The sequence below is a fragment of the Bradyrhizobium elkanii WSM2783 genome, from assembly GCF_000472865.1.
Lineage (GTDB): Bacteria > Pseudomonadota > Alphaproteobacteria > Rhizobiales > Xanthobacteraceae > Bradyrhizobium > Bradyrhizobium elkanii_A.
This window is the reverse complement of the sequence record NZ_AXAP01000013.1, coordinates 31,188-47,913: the sequence shown is the minus strand read 5'-3', so window position 1 is coordinate 47,913 and position 16,726 is coordinate 31,188. Positions and strand designations below refer to the sequence as shown.

Sequence of the window (16,726 nt, the reverse complement as noted above, 5' to 3'; positions counted from 1 at the left end):
CTAAAGGCTCTCACATTAGGGTGGACCGAATCAATCCGCCAAACATGCAAGCGCGCCATTCCCGGAGACGCCCTGTGAAGCTGACCAACCTAAAGATCACCCCGAAACTCGGCATTTTGGTGGGGGTGACCATCCTCGGCCTCTGCGCCGCCGGCGTGCTGGCGGGCCATCTGATGCAGCGCGAAATGATGAACGCGCGCATCGATCAGACCAAGGCGATGGTCGAGATGGCCGTGAACATGGCGGCCGGCCTCAAGAAAGAGGTCGATGCCGGGCGAATGACCAAGGAGGCGGCGCTCGCCGAGCTCGGCAAGCGCGGCAATTCCATGACCTATGACAACGGCTCCGGCTATTTGTTCGGCACCTCCTATGACGGCATCACCGTCCTTGCGCCCGATCCCAAGCAGATCGGCACCAACCGTATGGACGTGGTCACCAACGGCCGCAGGTTGTCCCGCGAATTGATGGATGGCGTGAAGGCGAAGGGCGAAATCCTCCTCACCTATGAATATGTGCGGCCCGGCGAGCAGAAGCCGATCCGCAAGATCGGCTATGCCGTCGCCGTTCCCGGCTTCGACATGTATCTCGGCACCGGGGCCTATATCGACGATATCGATGCCAAGCTGGCGCCGATCGCGTGGCTGCTCGGCCTCTCGATCCTCGGCATCGCCATCATCTCCGGCTCGATCGCCTGGCTGATCGGCCGCAGCATCACCAGGCCGCTCGGCCAGCTCGGCACAAGGATGCGGGAACTCGCCGACGGCAAGCTCGATGGCGATATTCCCGGCGTCGGCCGGGGCGACGAGGTCGGCGCCATGGCGGCGACCGTGCAGATATTCAAGGACAATGCGGTTCGCATCCGCGGCCTCGAGCAGGCAGAGGCGGAGACGCAGGCCCGCGTTACGGCCGAACGCCGTGCCGCGATGGAGAATATCGCCAACGATTTCGAACGCAGCATCACCGGCGTGGTCCGTTCGGTCGCGACCGCCGCGGCCGGCATGCAGACCACGGCGCAATCGATGACGGCGACCGCGAGCGACGCCAGCGCGCGGGCTGCGACCGTCAGCGCGGCGTCCGAAAGCGCCTCGAACAATGTCGGCACCGTGGCTGCCGCGGCCGAGGAACTGTCGAGCTCGGTGACCGAGATCTCGCGCCAGGTCGCGCGATCCAGCGAGATCGCGAGCAAGGCGGTGGGCGATGCCGAGCGCACCAACGCCACCGTGCAGGCGCTCTCCACCGGCGCGGAAAAGATCGGCGAGGTGGTGAAGCTGATTCACTCAATCGCCGCGCAGACCAACCTGCTCGCGCTCAACGCCACCATCGAAGCCGCGCGCGCCGGCGAGTCCGGCCGCGGCTTTGCGGTGGTCGCTTCCGAAGTGAAGGCGCTCGCCAATCAGACCGCGAAAGCGACCGAGGAGATCTCCGCCCAGGTCGCCGCAATGCAGGCCTCGACCACGGAGGCGGTTGCCTCGATTGGCGGCATCAGCGAGACGATCGCCCAGATGAGCGAGATCACCGCCAGCATTTCGACCTCGGTCGACCAGCAGGGCGATGCGACGCGTGAGATCGCGCGCAATATCCAGCAGGTCGCGACAGGCTCCAGCGAGATCTCCACCCATATCGGCGGCGTCACCACGGCCGCCGCCGCCACCGGCACCGCGGCCTCCGACGTGCTGTCGAACGCCCGCGAGCTCGACACCCAGTCCGGAATGCTCCGCAACGCCGTCGATCAGTTCCTGGCCAAGGTGCGGGCGGCGTAGCGCATTCACCGTCATGCCCGGGCTTGTCCCGGGCATCCACGTCTTTGACTGCCTCCGCAAGTACGTGGATGGCCGGCACAAGCCCGGCCATGACGCAGAACATCAGGAGCGCGGCTTAAAGCTCACTGCTTCTCGATCCCGGCGTCTGTGATCAGCCGCTCCCAGAGCACGAGCTGTTCTTTCAGGAATGCGTCGAATTCCTCGGGCGTGCCCGAAAATGCTTCCATGCCGCGTTCGGCGAGCTGGCTCTTGATGTCCGGACGCTCGACGACCTTGCGGATCTCGGCGTTCAGCTTGACCACGATGTCCTTGGGCATGTTGGCCGGGCCGAGATAGCCCTGCCATGAGGTGATGTCGAAGCCCTTCACCGTGTCATCCATGGTCGGCAGCTCCGGCAGCAGCGCCGAGCGCCGCTTGGTGGTGACGGCCAGCGCCTTCAGCGCCTTGGCGTTGACATGCGGCAGCCCGGTCGGGACGTCGACGAACATCATGGAGACGCGGCCGGCGATGACGTCGGTGAGCGCGGGCGGCGAGCTCTTGTAGGGGACGTGCAAGAGATCGATGCCGGCGAGGCGGGCAAAGGTCGCGCCCGACACGATAGCTGACGAACTGCCGCTGGCGTAGGAGTATTTGCCGGGCTCCTTCTTGGCGAGCGCGATCAATTCGGCCACCGAATTTGCCGGGATGTCCGGATTGATCACTAGCATGAATGGCAAGTCGCCGGTGCGCGCGATCGGCGTGAAGTCCTTGACCGGGTCGTAGCTCATGGTCTTGAGCAGGAAAGGATTGGCCGAATGCGTCGTGTTGGTCGTCACGAACAGGGTGTAGCCGTCAGGCGCGGAGCGGGCGACGTAGCTTGCCGCGATCGAGCCGTTGGCGCCCGCCTTGTTGTCGATCACCATGGTGACGCCGAGAGCAGTGCCGACCTCCTTCGAGATCAGGCGCGTCGTGGTGTCGGTGCCGCTACCGGCCGCAAACGGTAGCACCAGCGTGATGTTGCGGTTCGGGTAGCCCGGCGCCTGCGCCGTCGCCGCGCCGGATAGCAGCGCGAGCCCCACGGATGCTGCTGCCGCGATGCGCCAATGGTGTTTCAGTCCCGAGATCATATCGTGCTTTCCTCCGCTGGGTTTATGGCAGTTGGTTGCCGGGGAAACTACTCGGTCCCGTCTGAAAGCGGAAGGCGTTGCCGCGCCGCATTCACCGTTTGGCCGAGCCTCGTCGTGAGGCGATCACGACGCCGGCCAGCACCAGCGCGTAGCCGATCAGGTGAAACGGCTGCAGCGCCTCGCCGAGCAGGAAGATCGCCATCGCCGAGCCGAATACCGGCACCAAATGGAAGAACGGCGCGGCCCGGTTCGGTCCGATCAGCGCGATACCGCGGTTGAAGAACAGATAGGCCATTGCCGACGGGAAGATCAGGACATAGGCCAGCGTTCCCAGCGTGAGCGCGTCGAACTTGAGCGTGGCGCCGGTCATATATTCCCAGATCGAGCCGGGAACCAGCATCAAGGCGCCGCAGCCGGTGGTGAACGCGATCAGCGAGAGCTGATGCGTCACCGGGCGCCGCATCATCAGCGCGGAATAGAGTCCGAACGACAATAGCGCGGAGGCGAGCATCACATCGCCGCGATTGAAGCTGATGGAGGCGAGCGCGCCGAGGTCGCCGCGCAGAATGATGGTGAGCACACCGGCCAGCGAGAGGGTGATGCCGGCGAGCTGCGCGCCGGTCAGCCGCACGCCGAACAGCACCAGCGCCCACAGCGCAACGAACAGCGGCCCCGCCGACTGGATCAACAGCGCGTTGAGGGCCTCGGTGTATTGCAGCCCCCAATAGGAGATCGCATTGTTGAAGGCGAAGCCGGTCAATGAGAGCAGCAGCAATAGCGGCAGGCGGGCACGCAGCGCCGGCCAGTCACGCCGCAGATGCGGCCAGGCAAAGGGCAGCAGGATCAGGCTGGTGCCGAGCCAGCGCAGGCAGGACAGCGTCAGTGGCGGCACGTGATTGCCGACATAGCGTGCGATCACGATATTGCCGGCCCAGAACAGCGAGGTCAGGCTGAGCAGCAGATAGGGCTGGTTGTTGAGCCAGGCGATCGCGGAGCGGCGTACGGGAGCGGATGCGGACGGCAAGGCGCGGAGATCGGTCATGCTGCGGGACCTTTTTGCCGGATTCTCCGCGTGCGACAAGACGCTCCGGAAGAGAGCAGCCATGCGCGCTGCCGCTGGCGCGTCATGGAGGCGACATATGCGATGCTGAACTGCACAAGGAATCATCGGAGAGACGGATGGGCGTGGACCTCTTGAACGTCGAAGGCCTTAAGGCGCTGCAGCCGCAGGAGCCGGTCGTGATGGTGAACCTGATGCGCTTCCGCGAGCGCTCGCTCGATGGCGACGGCTCGGGCTGGGACGCCTATCTGCGCTACAGCGCGCTCACGGTGCCGATGATCAAGGCGCGCGGCGGCACGCTGCTCTGGACCGGCAACGCCAAGGCGGTCGCGCTCGGCCGGCCAGACGGCAACCAGTGGGATTATCTGGCGCTGGTCTATTACCCCGCAGTCTCGGCCTTCATCGACATGATGATCTCGGCCGAGTACGAAACTCTCTGCGACCCTCACCGCCGCAACGCCTGCGCCGAGCACGTGATCGTTGCGACCAGCGAGGCCTACAGCAAGTTCAGGATAGGGTAGGGCCGAGCGGCGAGCTCGGATTGCCTCGCCCCGCGTGCGGGGAGAGGCCGGAATTCAAGCGCAGCTTGAATTCCGGGTGAGGGGGAGCCTCCGCGAGTTCGTCTATTTCCGTGCTTGCGGAGAGAGCCCCTCACCCCAACCCTCTCCCCGTAAGAACGGGGAGAGGGAGAAGCGATCTCAAAACTTCCGCACCAGGTCCGGCGTGATCTCACTGAGACTGCGGATGCCGAGCAGCGCGAGGTCGCGGTCGATTTCGTCGCGTAACAATGTGATGGCGCGTGTCACGCCGGCTTCGCCGGCGGCGACCGCGGCATACAGGAACGGTCGCCCGACCCACACGAAGTCGGCGCCCAGCGCCAGGGCCTTGATGATGTCGGTGCCGCGGCGGATGCCGCCGTCCACCATCACGGTCATGCCGTTTGCCTTCGCGGCGATCTCCGGCAGCGTGCGCAGTGCGGAGACCGTGTAGTCGAGCTGGCGGCCGCCGTGGTTGGACAGCATCACGCCGTCGACGCCGCTTTCGCGCGCGATCCGCGCATCCTCCGGCGACACCAGGCCCTTGACCACCAGCTTGCCGTTCCAGCGCTTGCGGATCAGCTCGACATGCTTCCAGGCGAGCTGGTCGCGTGCGCCGATGTTGCGGATCAGGTTCTTCGAGAGCACCGGCGGGCCGCGCTGCGCGTCCATGTTCTCGAAATGCGGCATGCCGTGATTGAGAACCGTGCGCGCCCAGGTGTTGAGCAGCCAGTCCGGATGCGTGATCGTGTCCCAGAACACCCGCGGCGTGATCGCAAGCGGCACCTGGAAGCCGTTGCGGATGTTGTTCTCGCGGTTGGGCGCCACCGGCACGTCGGCCGTGACGACGAAGGTGTCGTAGCCGGCCGCAGCCACGCGGTCGACCAGAGGCTCGATGCGTGCGTCGTCCCCGGCGAGATAGGCCTGGTACCACGCAGCCTCGTTCTCGCGGCGGACGTCCTCCAGCGTGATCAGCGAGGAGGCGGACAGGATCATCGGCACGTTCATCGCGGCGGCCGCCCGCGCCAGCACGATGTCGCCGCGATAGGCGCAGAGCGCGGACGAGCCCATCGGCGGAATCCCGAAGGGCGCGGCGTAGGTCTTGCCGAACAAGGTCGTGGTCTGGTCGCGGCCGGAGACATCCTTGAGCACGCGCGGCACGAAGCCGTATTCCTCGAAAGCCCTGCGGTTGTCGCGCTTGGCCGCATCGGTCTCGGCGCCACCGTCGATATAGCCGAACAGGAATTTCGGCAGCAGCCGTCGCGCGGCCGGCTCGAAATCGTCAAGCGTGAGATAGCGCTGCAGACGCCGCGGCACGGCGCTCTGGGCGCGGGATACCGTGGGCGGCGGCGCGGGCGGGCTGATCGTCTTGTCGTGCACAGCGGGCGTTTCCGTATTTGTTATGGTCGCGCTACGTTAGCGCCCGCCGCCGGTTCCGCCAAATTTTCGGTTCGCCTGGTTCACGGACTGGCTGATATCGCCGAGCATCTTCCTCGTGTCGGCCATCAGCGCGCCGGACTTCTTGTCGAAGCTCTCGATCAGTTCGCGCAGCGAGATCACGGTCGGCGGCAATTCGCCGCCATATTTGTCGCTGCCGAGGCTCTTCAGGAATGCTTCGGTGCGGCTCATACCGTCGTCGACGGCACTGACGCCCGCCTCGGCGGTGCTGATGACGCTGCTGATCTTCTCGCCATTGCTCGACAGCGAGGCGGTGAAGGTCTCGAACCCCCGCAACGTGTCCTTGATCGCATCCTCATTGTCGTCGATGACCGTGTCTACATTGCGCAATACGGCACGGATCTTTTCCTGGATGCCCATCGTCCCCAGGGGATCGGCGGTCAATTCCGGAATGCCGTCGGCGCCGGTCGGCGGAAGCGGCGCCTCGTCGGTGCCGCCGGTGAAGGAGATCGCGGCAATGCCGGTCAGGCCCTGGAATTCGAGGCCGACCTGGGTGTCCTTCTTGATCGGCGCCGTTTTGTCGATCCGTGTCATCGCGATCACGCGGTGACGGTCGAGCCTGATCCACTCCACCTCGCCGATGCGCACGCCGGCGAAATTCACGCTGCCGCCGCGGCGCAGACCCGAGGCCGAACCCTCAAAGATCACCCGGAGCGGCACCTGCCGCTGGATTCCGGCATATTTGCGGTAACCGAGCCAGCCGCTCAGCGCGCCGGCGATCAACGCCAGCGCCAACGTCCCGATCATTACATTGCTGGCGCGCACCATGTTTCGACCTTCGAAATGAGCTGCGAAAATAGCGGATTTGCGGCGGCCAGTCACCGCGGCGAGCGAACAATTCGGCAAGATCGCCGTGATGTTCCGTAACCACTTTGTACCGAGAGGCAAGAAACGCGTAAAAAGGTTGGTGCAAGGAAGCGAGCTGTGCAGGCCGGCGGGCAGCAGGCGGGGGAGACCAATGTCCAGCATGATCTCAGGAGATCGCGGCGGCGGCGTCACGAGCCGGCAACTCAATCGCCGCGACGCCCTGGCGGCAACGGTCGGCGGCGGCCTCGCGCTGTCGAGCCTGGCTCGTTCCGCAGGCGCCGGGGCAGGGCCCGCATCCGGCGTCCGCGTATTGCATTCGCCTGAGCAGCTCGCTTCGTCCTACGACCACATCATTGTCGGTGCAGGCTCGTCCGGTTGCGTCATGGCGCATCGACTCGCCGTCGCTGGACGACGGGTGCTCCTTGTCGAGGCCGGCGGAGAGCCGAAGCTGGCAGCGGTCAGGGATCCACAGGAGTGGCCCAAGCTGCAGGGCAGCGAGCTTGACTGGCGCTATTTGACGACCCCTCAACCGGGGTTGGGAGGCCGCATCATCCGCTGTCCACGCGGCAGGGTCGTGGGCGGCTCCAGTACGATCAATGCGCTCGCCTATCAGCGCGGCCACTCGGCTGCCTATGACCGCTGGCCCGCAGGGTGGCGCGCCGCGGACCTTTTGCCGTACTTCAAACGTGCCGAGACTTTCTTCGGCGGTGCCAGCGCATGGCGGGGCGGCAGTGGTCCTCTCCACGTCCTCTCGCTCGCGGATGTCGGGGATCGCAATCCGGTGGCATCCGCCTTCGTCACGGCGTCACAAGACCTCGGGTACCCGATGTCACCGGATATCGGAGGGGAGGTCACGACCGGCGTCGGCTGGAATCAACTCAGTATCAAGGACGGCGCTCGCCACGATGCGGCGACGGCGTATCTCGGAAGTCTCGAAGACGTGAGCGTCGATCTGCTGGTCGACACGGACGTGCTGGGCCTCGCGATCGAAGGTGGACGGTGCATCGGCGTGCGGCTCGCCGAACGCATCTTGCGGGGCCGCGAGCGAGGTGCTGCTTTGTGCCGGTGCGATCGATTCGCCACGCCTTTTGATGCTGTCGGGAATCGGCCCGGCCGACCAGCTCCGATCGTTCGGCATTCCCGTTGTCGTGGACCTGCCGGATGTCGGCGGCCATCTCGAAGACCATCCATTGGTCGCGGGCGTGGCGTATGCCGCACGGCGCGAGGTGCCGCGCTCGCACTACAACCATGCCGACGCTGTCCTCTACGTGCCGGGCACCGACCCAGATGACAGCCCGGAGCACCTTGTGATGTGCCTGTCCTTGCCGTTCGTCCTGCCGAGCGTCGGCCCGTTGCCTCCACCGGCTTACGTGCTCGTTTCCTGCCTGATGCGACCCCGCAGCCGCGGCAGCGTGAAGCTCGCCTCCGACAATCCACGCGCCCCGGCTCTGATTGATCCGAACTATCTCTCCGAGCCGGCCGACATCGACCTTCTTGTCGAGGGCGTTTCTCTCGCCCGCGAGATCGGTGCCCGCGCAGCCTTTGCCGACTGGCGAGCCCGCGAAGTCTATCCGGGGCCCGAGGCAAAGACCGCCGGCGACATCCGCAAGTTCATTCGCGGCGCGACAGATTCATTTCATCACCCTGTCGGCACGTGCCGCATCGGGGCCGTCGTCGACGAGGCTTTGCGCGTGAAAGGCGTGGCGGGCCTGCGCGTCATCGATGCCTCGGTGTTCCCCGGGATCCCGCAGGCGATGACCAATGCTGCCGCAATCGCAGTCGCCGAGAAGGCCAGCGATCTGGTGCTCGCGGGGTAGAGCAATCTCAAATGAACACTTTGTGCGCAGATCAGGCAGTCGTCGCCTCGCGGCACTACGATCGTAACGCGCTTCTTCCGCGCTGAAATCACGCTGTAACCCGTTCGTCCCCTCATGATGCGACGCCGCTGCGCGAATGAGGAGAGACTGCGATGGTAGGCAGAGCGATCGGTAAACAGGCCGTAGTGATCGGTGCGAGCATGGCTGGTTTGGCCGCGGCGCGTGCGCTGGCCGACCACTTCGAACGGGTGATCGTGCTTGAGCGCGACCGCCTGCCTGAACAGGCAGTGCCGCGAGCGGGCACGCCGCAAGCACGGCATCTGCACGTTCTGCTGCCGGGCGGCCAGCGGGCGCTGACCGACCTGTTTCCGCATTTCGAGCGGGATCTGGCAAATGCCGGTTCGGTGCCGCTTCGAATGTCACGCGACGTGCGCATGGAGATTCCGGGTCTCGGTCCACTCCCGTCGCGTGATTTCGGCTGGTTCCTCTACTGCGCATCCCGTCCGCTGATCGAGCTGATCACGCGCCGACAAGCCGAGAGGCTGACCAACCTGACGATCCGGCCGGGATGCCGGGTGCTCGAGATCACCGCTACATCAGATGGCACCATGGTCACAGGCGTCATATGTGAAGATGCCGATGGGCGGCAGGAAACCCTCGCAGCCGATCTCGTTGTCGACGCTTCCGGACGTGGTGCGCCAACCTTGGCGCTGCTCCGTTCGACCAGGCAGCCGGTACCTGATGAAATCGTCATTGGTGTCGATCTCCATTATACGACGACCACCTTCGCCATTCCCCAGGATGCATCCACCGATTGGGGAGGCGTAGCCACTCATCCCCATGCGCCGGAACGCAGCCGCGGCGGCTATCTGATGCCGATCGAAGGCAACCGCTGGGTCGTGACGCTCTCGGGACGGCTCGGCGAGCAGCCGCCGGCTGAGCCGGACGGCTTCATGGATTATGCCAGGCGTCTCGAGACGCAGACGGTCTACAACGCCATTGCGCACGCCGAGCGGCAGGGCGGATTCGAGCGCTATGCCTTCCCAGCCAGCGTATGGCGTCGTTTCGACCGGCTAAGCGCATTCCCGCGCGGCCTGCTGCCGATCGGTGATTCGATCTGCCGCTTCAATCCCGTCTATGGCCAGGGCATGAGCGCGGCAGCGCAGGAAGCTCGGCTTCTGAAGCAGCTTCTGCAGGGGCGCGCGACCAAGGCCGATCCGCTTGCCGGCCTGGCGCTGGCGTTCTTTTCCGAAAGCCTGCCGTTGGTCGAGGGTCCCTGGAACATGTCGGCGATCCCGGATCTGGTTTATCCCGAGACACGCGGCGAACGCCCGGCGGATTTCGAGAGCCGGCTCCAATATAACGGAGCCCTGCTTCGGGCCGCGATGCGCGATCCCGCCGTTCACCGGCTGCTCGCAGAGGTTCAGCAATTGCTGAAGCCGCCAAGCGCTCTCCAGGAGCCGGCCGTCGAGCGGCTCGTTCAGCTTGAACTGTCCCAAATGGCTGCCGAATAGCTCAGCCCTCCGCGAGGTTGAAAAGGGCGAAGCTTCGTTGCGGCAGGGCTGTCAATGAAGGCTGTCAATGAAGCTCGCCAAGCAAGGCTCTGGCGTTGCGCAAGTCGCGTGTGTCAAAACCTTCGGTGAACCAATCGTAGACCGGGGCGAGAAGGTCGTGGGCCGTTTCTCTCTTGCCCTGCTCAGCCAAAAGCCGTGCCAGGCTCATGGCTGCGCGCAATTCCCACGACTTGGCCTGCTGTGCGCGCGCAAGAGTGAGGGATCGCTCGAAATATGCTTTCGCTTTCGCCACGTCACGCTGCGGCGATTTGAGCGCGATTTCGCCGGCAACGCGATGCGCCTCAGCCTCACACCACTTTTCCTTGGTGACTTGCATCGCCGCCATTGCCTTGTCGATGCAGCGCCAGGCATCGTCGAATTGGCCCGAATCCGCATGCGCGATTGCCAGCATGAACTGGTGCTCCGGCGTGAATATGGTCGATCCGGCCGATCGCCATAAATCGATGCCCAACGTGACCGTCTCGACTGCCTCCGTGGCTCGTCCCATGAGGGTGAGGACATAGCCTCGCCGCAACACCCCTTCTGCCTTTCGGAATGGCGCGCGCTTCTCCTCCGCCAGGATGGCAAGTTCCTTGAGATACTCGTTTGCCGCGTCATAATTTCCGCAATAGGTGTTCACAAGAATTGGGAAGTTCAGCGTGAACATCAAAGTGGCGGCATGTTCAATCTGGCGCGCTTCCATCAGCGCGCAGTCTGCATCCCTGAGCGCAGCATCGGGATAGCCGAGCTGCCACAACGCCATTGAACGAAAGCCCAGGCACGTCATCCGGAGGTCCTGGCCGAAGCGCGTCATCAATCGCCGGTGCTCGGCCGGACGGTAAAGCGCCAGCGCCTCGTTGTAGTGCGCCAGAGCCTTGACCTGGTCCCCCATGAACGCGAGCGTACTCCCCATGGTGCGGTGTCCGACCATGAGCGGTACCGTCGTCCCGTCCTTCTCACCGAGAGCAAGAAACCGCGCGGCGAGCTCCCGCGCAGCCTCGCCGTCAAAGCTGATGAAATTGACGAGCCATTGCCCGAACAGCGCCGAAAGCAGCAATGAGGCGTCGTCGGGAGATTCTCCGAGCTGTTCCGCCTGCTCGATCAGCGCTCTCACCTGAGCCACGGCAGCCTTGGTTTCGGGCGCGCTATATCCCTTGACATGCATGAGCGTGTTCACGAGCGCGGTTTGCCAAATGATCTGCTCGCGCCGCAGATCGGGCGTGCTGGGCAAGGTCGCGATCTGCGCCAGGGCGTGGGTAAGTTGTTCTGCGGCTTCGGCCAGTGCCGAGCGCTCCTGTGAGCGTTGTCCCGCCTTGCCCCAGAGGAACGCGGACTTCTCGATCAGGTCGGCATTCATGTAATGACGCGCCAGCAACTCGGGCTGGCTTTCGGCGATTTCGGGAAACTCTCTCTCGAGGACTTCGGCGATGCGCGCATGCAGCACGCGCCGTGGCTCGCGCAATAGCGTGCTGTAAGCTGCGTCCTGCACCAGCGCATGCTTGAACAGATAGCTCGCATGCGGCGGGATGCCCTGCCGAAACAGCAAACCCGCCGCTACCAGCCGGTCAAGCGCGCCGGCCAATTCCGCCGGCGGCTTTCGCACCACCGCGGCCAGCAACATGTGGGGAAATTCCCGGCCAATTGCCGCGCCAACCTGCGCTATATCTTTCGCCGAGCCGAGCCGGTCGAGCCGCGACATCAACGAGGCCTGCAGGCTGGCCGGGACCGGCACCACCGACTTTGGCTTTGCTGCGGCGGCCCGCTGCGCTTCGTTCTCGCCCTCCGCATCCAGCACCGCCTTGGTCATTTCCTCCGCGAACAGCGGAACGCCGTCGCTGCGCTCGATGATGTCCTGGCGGATGCCTGTCGGCAGCGACCAGATGCCGACGACTTCCTTGATGAGGGAATCGATGTCGCGCCGCGTCAGCCGATTGAGCGTCAGCGCAGCCACATGCGACCGTCCGATCCAGGGCGGGCTGAATTCCGGCCTGAAAGTGACGAGCATCAAGAGCCGGTGTCCGGCGACCAGATCCACCACCCGGGCAAACAATTCGAGGCTGGTTGGATCGGTCCAATGCGCATCTTCGACAATCATCAGCACGGGACTGATCCGCGCCAGCGCCTCGAGCTGCGAACAGAGAGCTGCCAGCGTTTTCTGACGACGGAGCTGCGGCTCGACTTCGACCGGAGGGTAGCGCCCATCGTTGGGCAACGACAGCAATTCGGCGATCAGGGATGCATCCTCAGGCGGCGTCGAGCTCTGTGCCAGCAGCGCGTCGAGCTTGTCCAGTTTCGATTGCGGGCCGTCATCGTCTTCCAATGCGGCGACGCGCATCAACTGGCTGATGACCGGATGAAGCGCGCTGTCGGTGTGTTGCGGCGAACAGACGTAACGCAGGCGTATGTGCGGCTCGAGCGCAAGTTGCTGCAACAGTCCGAAGGTGAGCCGTGATTTGCCGATCCCCGCTTCGCCGGAAATCAGCACTACCTGACCTTCGCCGGCCTTGGCTCTTGACCAGCGCCGAAGCAGCAACTCGAGTTCTTCTTCCCGCCCCACCAGCGGCGTCAGCGCACCCGCGTGCAGTGCCTCAAAGCGGCTCGCCACCGAGCTGGATCGCAGTGCCGCCCAAACGCGCACATCGCCCTGGATACCCTTGAGGTCTCTTGTCCCGAGATCCTGCAGCTCGAACAGATTTCCGAGCAGCCTCCGGGTGCCGTCAGCAATGACCACCATGTTGGGTGACGCGGCCTGTTGCAGCCGCGCGGCCAGGTTTGGAGTTTCACCGACAATGCCGCGCTCCTGAGCGTTGCCCGACCCGCTGAGATCTCCCACGATCACCACCCCGGTCGCAATCCCGATGCGGATTTGCAGAACGACCGGAGCCTTGAGGGCGGAAATCGCCGAGATCAGCTCCAGCCCGGCCCGTACCGCACGCTCCGGATCATCCTCGTGCGCCTCCGGATAGCCGAAATAGATGAGAGCGCCGTCGCCCATATATTTCGCCACGAAGCCGTCGAAGCGTCGCACGGTCTTCGTGACACATTTCTGGTAGGTTGAAATGATGTCTCGCAAATCCTCCGGATCCATGCGCGTCGAAAGTTCCGTCGAGCCCACGAGGTCGACGAACATCACGGTGACCTGACGGCGCTCCGCCGTGTCGGGCGCCTTCGGTTCCACCGAGGCTACGGCGCGCTCGGGTGCAGCCTGCGTGGGGGCTGGCGGCTCGCCGATGGCTGCAAGGATTTTCCGCCGGTGCCCGAGCGGAATTGCGATGTCCTTCAGGTCGTCGTCCGTCAGGTGGGGCAGAACGGACACGTCAATCGCGTGGTCGGCAAAACGCTGCGCGTATTGCCCGAGACCAAGTCGATCAAGCCACTCGGCAATCTCCTGCACGTCGCCTCCCGGCTGAGCTGCTGTCAATCATGGCCTTGCCGGCCGACCTGTGTTCCCGCGCGGCAACGGGACAAAAGGTGTGCGCTCGCCACGCCACTATCGATCGGAACGCCGCACTTGCGAGGCAGCCGGCCCATTCGCCGCGCCTCCGAAAGGAAAATGAACTTTGCATCCGGGCTCGTCAGGGCCCCAGGCTGGATTACCGCAGATTACATCGATTGAGAGTGAAATGCCGCACAGATCAGACGGCCAACGTCATTGCGCCGATTGTTCCGCTGGCGGTCAAAAAGCGGCGTCCTGAGCAGTGGCCGGTCGCTTCCGCCTATCCCGGATCACCGTTTCCCGAGAGGATCTGGGCCGCGCCGCCGATGCCGCGGCGGAAGGCTTCATCAAATGTGACGCCGCGAAGCTGCCATCGGTGCGTCCGGCCATTCCAGTCCATCCGCCACTCCGTCGCCCATCCGAGCTCGGACTCGTCCCACTTTAGCCGTCCGACTAGGACGACTTCGCCACCCCGTTCGGCTGCCACAGATGCCAATGTCGAGGATGCCGTCGTCAAGAGCTCAGTGGCATTGATATGGGCTTTCGCCAATGCCGCGACATCGGGCAGCACGATCATCATGCCCCGCTTCAGGGCGGCGGCGAGAAGCGAGTCACGTTGCAGGTCGGACTGCCTTGCATCCGATGTGGCGATATATTGTCTTGAGCCCTGCTCCATCTCGACAAAAACGCCAAGGATCGGGCGGCGCGACAGCCAGGGCCTGACGCCGAGCGAGTTGAGAACATTGTTGATCTTGTTGTCATCGAAATCGACGATCAAATCGTACGGCCGGTCGCGGGTGCCCTGCTCGTCGCGCTTCGGCTTGCCGGACATCTGGTCGTGGTAGCTATAGGCGCTGACGAAATCAGCCGCGCGCGATTTGTACGCATCTAGCCGAGGATCGCTCTCGAGTTTGAGGGCTCCGGAAACCTTGACGAGAACGTCCTCGAGACAAGCGGCAAAGCCGATGATGCGATTGCCTTCGCCCTGTCCGGTGACGATTGTCTGTGCGCGATAGAGATTCTCCGCCGCAACTGCAGATGTGCCGGGCCAGTTCGCCAAGACAGCCATCAGCGATATCTTGACGATGAGGGCGACCACACCTGGACATCGCACGATCATCTCTTAACAGCGCCAAGAGTAAGAGAATGAGGGTTGACGATGCCGAGCCGCTTGGTGGCCACGCGGCGGCAATACTCCAGCCCGCGCTACATTGTAGTGCTGATCGATCCGCAGGGCTTGAAGGTCTGGATCGAGCGTCCGTGCAAGCACCCTTCGTGTTTCTGGGCGAAGGCAAGCAAGCCCATGATAATCAAAGCCACCAAGACACCTCCGGCCACGAGGTTCTGCATCATGGCTGTCACTCCACGGGGTTGGCAGACTACGCATTAGGTGACCGCTGCCAAGGATGATGAACACGCCGGGCGCGGCCGTCAATACGCCACACGACCGATCGAGCCTGGTCGACCGGAGGCTGGAAGGCGGGACATGACCCAAAATTCCCGGCGCTTCGAGCGGCCACTCCCGAGGGGCAGATAGCCGGGGTTCGATGATGCAGCCTTGGAAGCTCACTCACATCGGCTCGATCTCTCCGGGACGCCAACTCTTGTCGAGCCAAGGTTCGACCGGCCCGTAAAGGCGCAGCTGCGTGCTGCAGCCCTTCCTGCGAGCCTCAGCGTCCAGCGACGGCAAAGGTCGTTCTGATGCGTGCGTTGGGTGAAATCAAAACCGGTGCCGGGCAGCAACGTTGATCAAGATCAACACAAGTCCGCTGTGGGGCAAGGCGGCGCTCGAGGCGTGTGAGTGAGGCGTTTCGCAAGCGACCCCAGCGGCGATCAAATCCATCACAAACTCTTGTTGGACTAAGGCTGCGACGAAATCGATCTGGAAAGATGAGCGAGCCTGTTGGGGTCCGCTCACTCGTTCCTGGTAAACCTCTGCACGGAGAATCGCGATGATGGCCGACAAATCACGACGTGCCGTTCTCGCTTACGCAATGTTGGCCGTGAGGACCATCGCGCTTGGCACTCCCACTGCGCTTGCAGCTAACGCAGTGGATGTCCCTACCAAATATTTGGTTCGTTCGAGCGCGCCCGTGCGCCACGTGGATTGCACCTCTGCCCCGCGAACCGCTCAACCTGCCAAGAATGCCGATGATCCATTCGCATCCATGTTGTTGGGATGACAAGCCCGTCGAGCTTGGTCGTCACAACATGCTCAACAATTTACCGAGCAGGCTGATTCACACGCTCGATAACGTTTTCCCATTCTGATGAGCGGCGCTTCTGTCTCAGCCTCGATAGCTGATTGAGAGCGAGCCATGTCAAGAAACATTCTCCTTGGGGTCGCATTGGCTGTAGCGTCGTTAGCGCTGGCAAACATCGCATCCGCAGAGGACGCCCCGCCCGTTCACAAGGAGCCATGGCCGATTCGCAATGGTCGCAATTACCAGCCAACCGAGCGTGAGCTGAGAGCCTTGCATCAGGAGGATGTCACGCCCAACCAGGCGCGCGAGATCGACCGATTGTATGATCAACTCCTGGCGAGTAGTGAAAAAATTCGCAAGCGGCATCCCGCACCGAAAGAATGATCGCGCTGTTGCCGAAACCGCGCGAGAGCGGCGTGCAGCGCCGCGGTGCCGCCGAAAAATTTGAGTGTCGACAGGCGTAGACTCCCTACGCAGTCGGGCTGGCGAGGTCTGCCAGCCCGACTCATTGTCGTTATTGGAACGTGCCAGCAGCGGCATTGGGCATGCAGGGGGGGGACAATATAGGGATCCGAGGCAAATGCGCCGACGTCTGGAGCCCGCACACAGTCCATAACGCCCCTATGGGCCTTGGTCGTGGCGTGCCGCGCCGCGACATCGTTGCGTGCAGCCATGGCCTGCGTTGTGAATACGGCGGCTGCGATGAGCGTGGCCGACACGAAAGTCATTTTGGTCATTGGTTTCTCCATATGATGACAGAAGCCAAGGAAGCGCTCGGCTCCTTATTGTGAAGAGCGGCCGGCCTTCGGAAATATTTCATCACGCGCCCTCAACGAAGCGTGACCTTCTGCGCACGCTGCGCGGCGCGCCGAGCACACTTGACGCTGCCGCATCGAGGCTGAGCATCGGCGCTGGCAGACTGCGATCGCATCACTGCTATCCGTCGCCGTCTCGCCGTTACGGAAGTGGCCCAGCCTTGCCGTGAACCC

The 16,726-nt window shown here is 63.7% G+C and carries 12 protein-coding genes and 2 pseudogenes; 7 read left to right on the top strand and 7 right to left on the bottom strand.

The window, feature by feature from the left end; all coding sequences use genetic code 11:
• Positions 1-74: 74 nt before the first annotated feature.
• Positions 75-1,760 carry a methyl-accepting chemotaxis protein gene (locus tag YY7_RS0114160; protein ID WP_028163832.1) on the top strand — a complete coding sequence of 562 codons (1,686 nt, stop codon included), beginning with the start codon at positions 75-77 and terminating at the stop codon, positions 1,758-1,760.
• A 122-nt stretch (positions 1,761-1,882) separates the two neighbouring features.
• Here YY7_RS0114160 and YY7_RS0114155 read toward each other — a convergent pair whose 3' ends face one another.
• Both YY7_RS0114155 and YY7_RS0114150 read right to left on the bottom strand, forming a co-directional pair.
• A complete protein-coding gene (locus tag YY7_RS0114155) occupies positions 1,883-2,866 on the bottom strand; it encodes a Bug family tripartite tricarboxylate transporter substrate binding protein (protein WP_028163831.1) in 984 nt (327 codons plus the stop codon).
• A gap of 91 nt (positions 2,867-2,957) precedes the next feature.
• Positions 2,958-3,908, bottom strand: a complete 951-nt coding sequence (locus tag YY7_RS0114150; protein ID WP_028163830.1) for a DMT family transporter — start codon at positions 3,906-3,908, stop codon at positions 2,958-2,960.
• A gap of 137 nt (positions 3,909-4,045) precedes the next feature.
• Here YY7_RS0114150 and YY7_RS0114145 point away from each other — a divergent pair, with 137 nt between their 5' ends.
• Positions 4,046-4,447, top strand: a complete 402-nt coding sequence (locus tag YY7_RS0114145) for a DUF1330 domain-containing protein (protein WP_028163829.1) — start codon at positions 4,046-4,048, stop codon at positions 4,445-4,447.
• A 177-nt stretch (positions 4,448-4,624) separates the two neighbouring features.
• Here YY7_RS0114145 and YY7_RS0114140 read toward each other — a convergent pair whose 3' ends face one another.
• A complete protein-coding gene (locus YY7_RS0114140) occupies positions 4,625-5,842 on the bottom strand; it encodes an alpha-hydroxy acid oxidase (protein ID WP_245287276.1) in 1,218 nt (405 codons plus the stop codon).
• 36 nt (positions 5,843-5,878) lie between these two features.
• Entirely contained in the window at positions 5,879-6,688 is an 810-nt protein-coding gene (locus tag YY7_RS0114135; protein WP_028163827.1) for an MlaD family protein, read from the bottom strand.
• Positions 6,689-6,776: 88 nt separating this feature from the next.
• Between YY7_RS0114135 and YY7_RS65025 the strand changes: the two are divergent.
• From YY7_RS65025 to YY7_RS51565, 4 genes and pseudogenes are all read left to right on the top strand, one after another.
• Positions 6,777-7,688, top strand: a pseudogene (locus YY7_RS65025) (GMC family oxidoreductase); the annotation flags it as partial.
• 130 nt (positions 7,689-7,818) lie between these two features.
• Positions 7,819-7,863: pseudogene (locus tag YY7_RS65020) on the top strand (hypothetical protein); the annotation flags it as partial.
• 12 nt (positions 7,864-7,875) lie between these two features.
• Positions 7,876-8,544, top strand: coding sequence for a GMC oxidoreductase (locus tag YY7_RS58030; protein ID WP_051396700.1), 669 nt, complete (start codon positions 7,876-7,878; stop codon positions 8,542-8,544).
• A gap of 152 nt (positions 8,545-8,696) precedes the next feature.
• Positions 8,697-10,058: an FAD-dependent oxidoreductase gene (locus YY7_RS51565; protein WP_080663692.1), complete on the top strand. Its 1,362-nt coding sequence runs from the start codon at positions 8,697-8,699 to the stop codon at positions 10,056-10,058.
• Between the two features lie 64 nt (positions 10,059-10,122).
• Here YY7_RS51565 and YY7_RS0114120 read toward each other — a convergent pair whose 3' ends face one another.
• The 3 genes from YY7_RS0114120 to YY7_RS60305 all read right to left on the bottom strand — a co-directional run bounded on the left by YY7_RS0114120 (position 10,123) and on the right by YY7_RS60305 (position 14,886).
• Positions 10,123-13,491 (bottom strand): adenylate/guanylate cyclase domain-containing protein, encoded by a 3,369-nt coding sequence (locus tag YY7_RS0114120; RefSeq protein WP_051396698.1) that lies wholly within the window; start codon positions 13,489-13,491, stop codon positions 10,123-10,125.
• A 322-nt stretch (positions 13,492-13,813) separates the two neighbouring features.
• On the bottom strand, positions 13,814-14,602 hold the full coding sequence (locus YY7_RS0114115) for a DUF2066 domain-containing protein (RefSeq protein WP_245287275.1): 789 nt from the start codon (positions 14,600-14,602) through the stop codon (positions 13,814-13,816).
• A gap of 137 nt (positions 14,603-14,739) precedes the next feature.
• On the bottom strand, positions 14,740-14,886 hold the full coding sequence (locus tag YY7_RS60305) for a hypothetical protein (RefSeq protein ID WP_155255165.1): 147 nt from the start codon (positions 14,884-14,886) through the stop codon (positions 14,740-14,742).
• Between the two features lie 965 nt (positions 14,887-15,851).
• Between YY7_RS60305 and YY7_RS60300 the strand changes: the two genes are divergently transcribed.
• On the top strand, positions 15,852-16,121 hold the full coding sequence (locus tag YY7_RS60300; RefSeq protein ID WP_155255164.1) for a hypothetical protein: 270 nt from the start codon (positions 15,852-15,854) through the stop codon (positions 16,119-16,121).
• Positions 16,122-16,726: the final 605 nt, after the last annotated feature.

What these genes read in the sequence shown, in the direction of transcription:
- YY7_RS0114155 (WP_028163831.1), bottom strand. Translation starts at nt 2,866, where the DNA reads ATGATCTCGGGACTGAAACACCATTGGCGCATCGCGGCAGCAGCATCC.
- YY7_RS0114150 (WP_028163830.1), bottom strand. Translation starts at nt 3,908, where the DNA reads ATGACCGATCTCCGCGCCTTGCCGTCCGCATCCGCTCCCGTACGCCGC.
- YY7_RS0114145 (WP_028163829.1), top strand. Translation starts at nt 4,046, where the DNA reads ATGGGCGTGGACCTCTTGAACGTCGAAGGCCTTAAGGCGCTGCAGCCG.
- YY7_RS0114135 (WP_028163827.1), bottom strand. Translation starts at nt 6,688, where the DNA reads ATGGTGCGCGCCAGCAATGTAATGATCGGGACGTTGGCGCTGGCGTTG.
- YY7_RS51565 (WP_080663692.1), top strand. Translation starts at nt 8,697, where the DNA reads ATGGTAGGCAGAGCGATCGGTAAACAGGCCGTAGTGATCGGTGCGAGC.
- YY7_RS0114115 (WP_245287275.1), bottom strand. Translation starts at nt 14,602, where the DNA reads ATGGCTGTCTTGGCGAACTGGCCCGGCACATCTGCAGTTGCGGCGGAG.
- YY7_RS60305 (WP_155255165.1), bottom strand. Translation starts at nt 14,886, where the DNA reads ATGATGCAGAACCTCGTGGCCGGAGGTGTCTTGGTGGCTTTGATTATC.
- YY7_RS60300 (WP_155255164.1), top strand. Translation starts at nt 15,852, where the DNA reads ATGTCAAGAAACATTCTCCTTGGGGTCGCATTGGCTGTAGCGTCGTTA.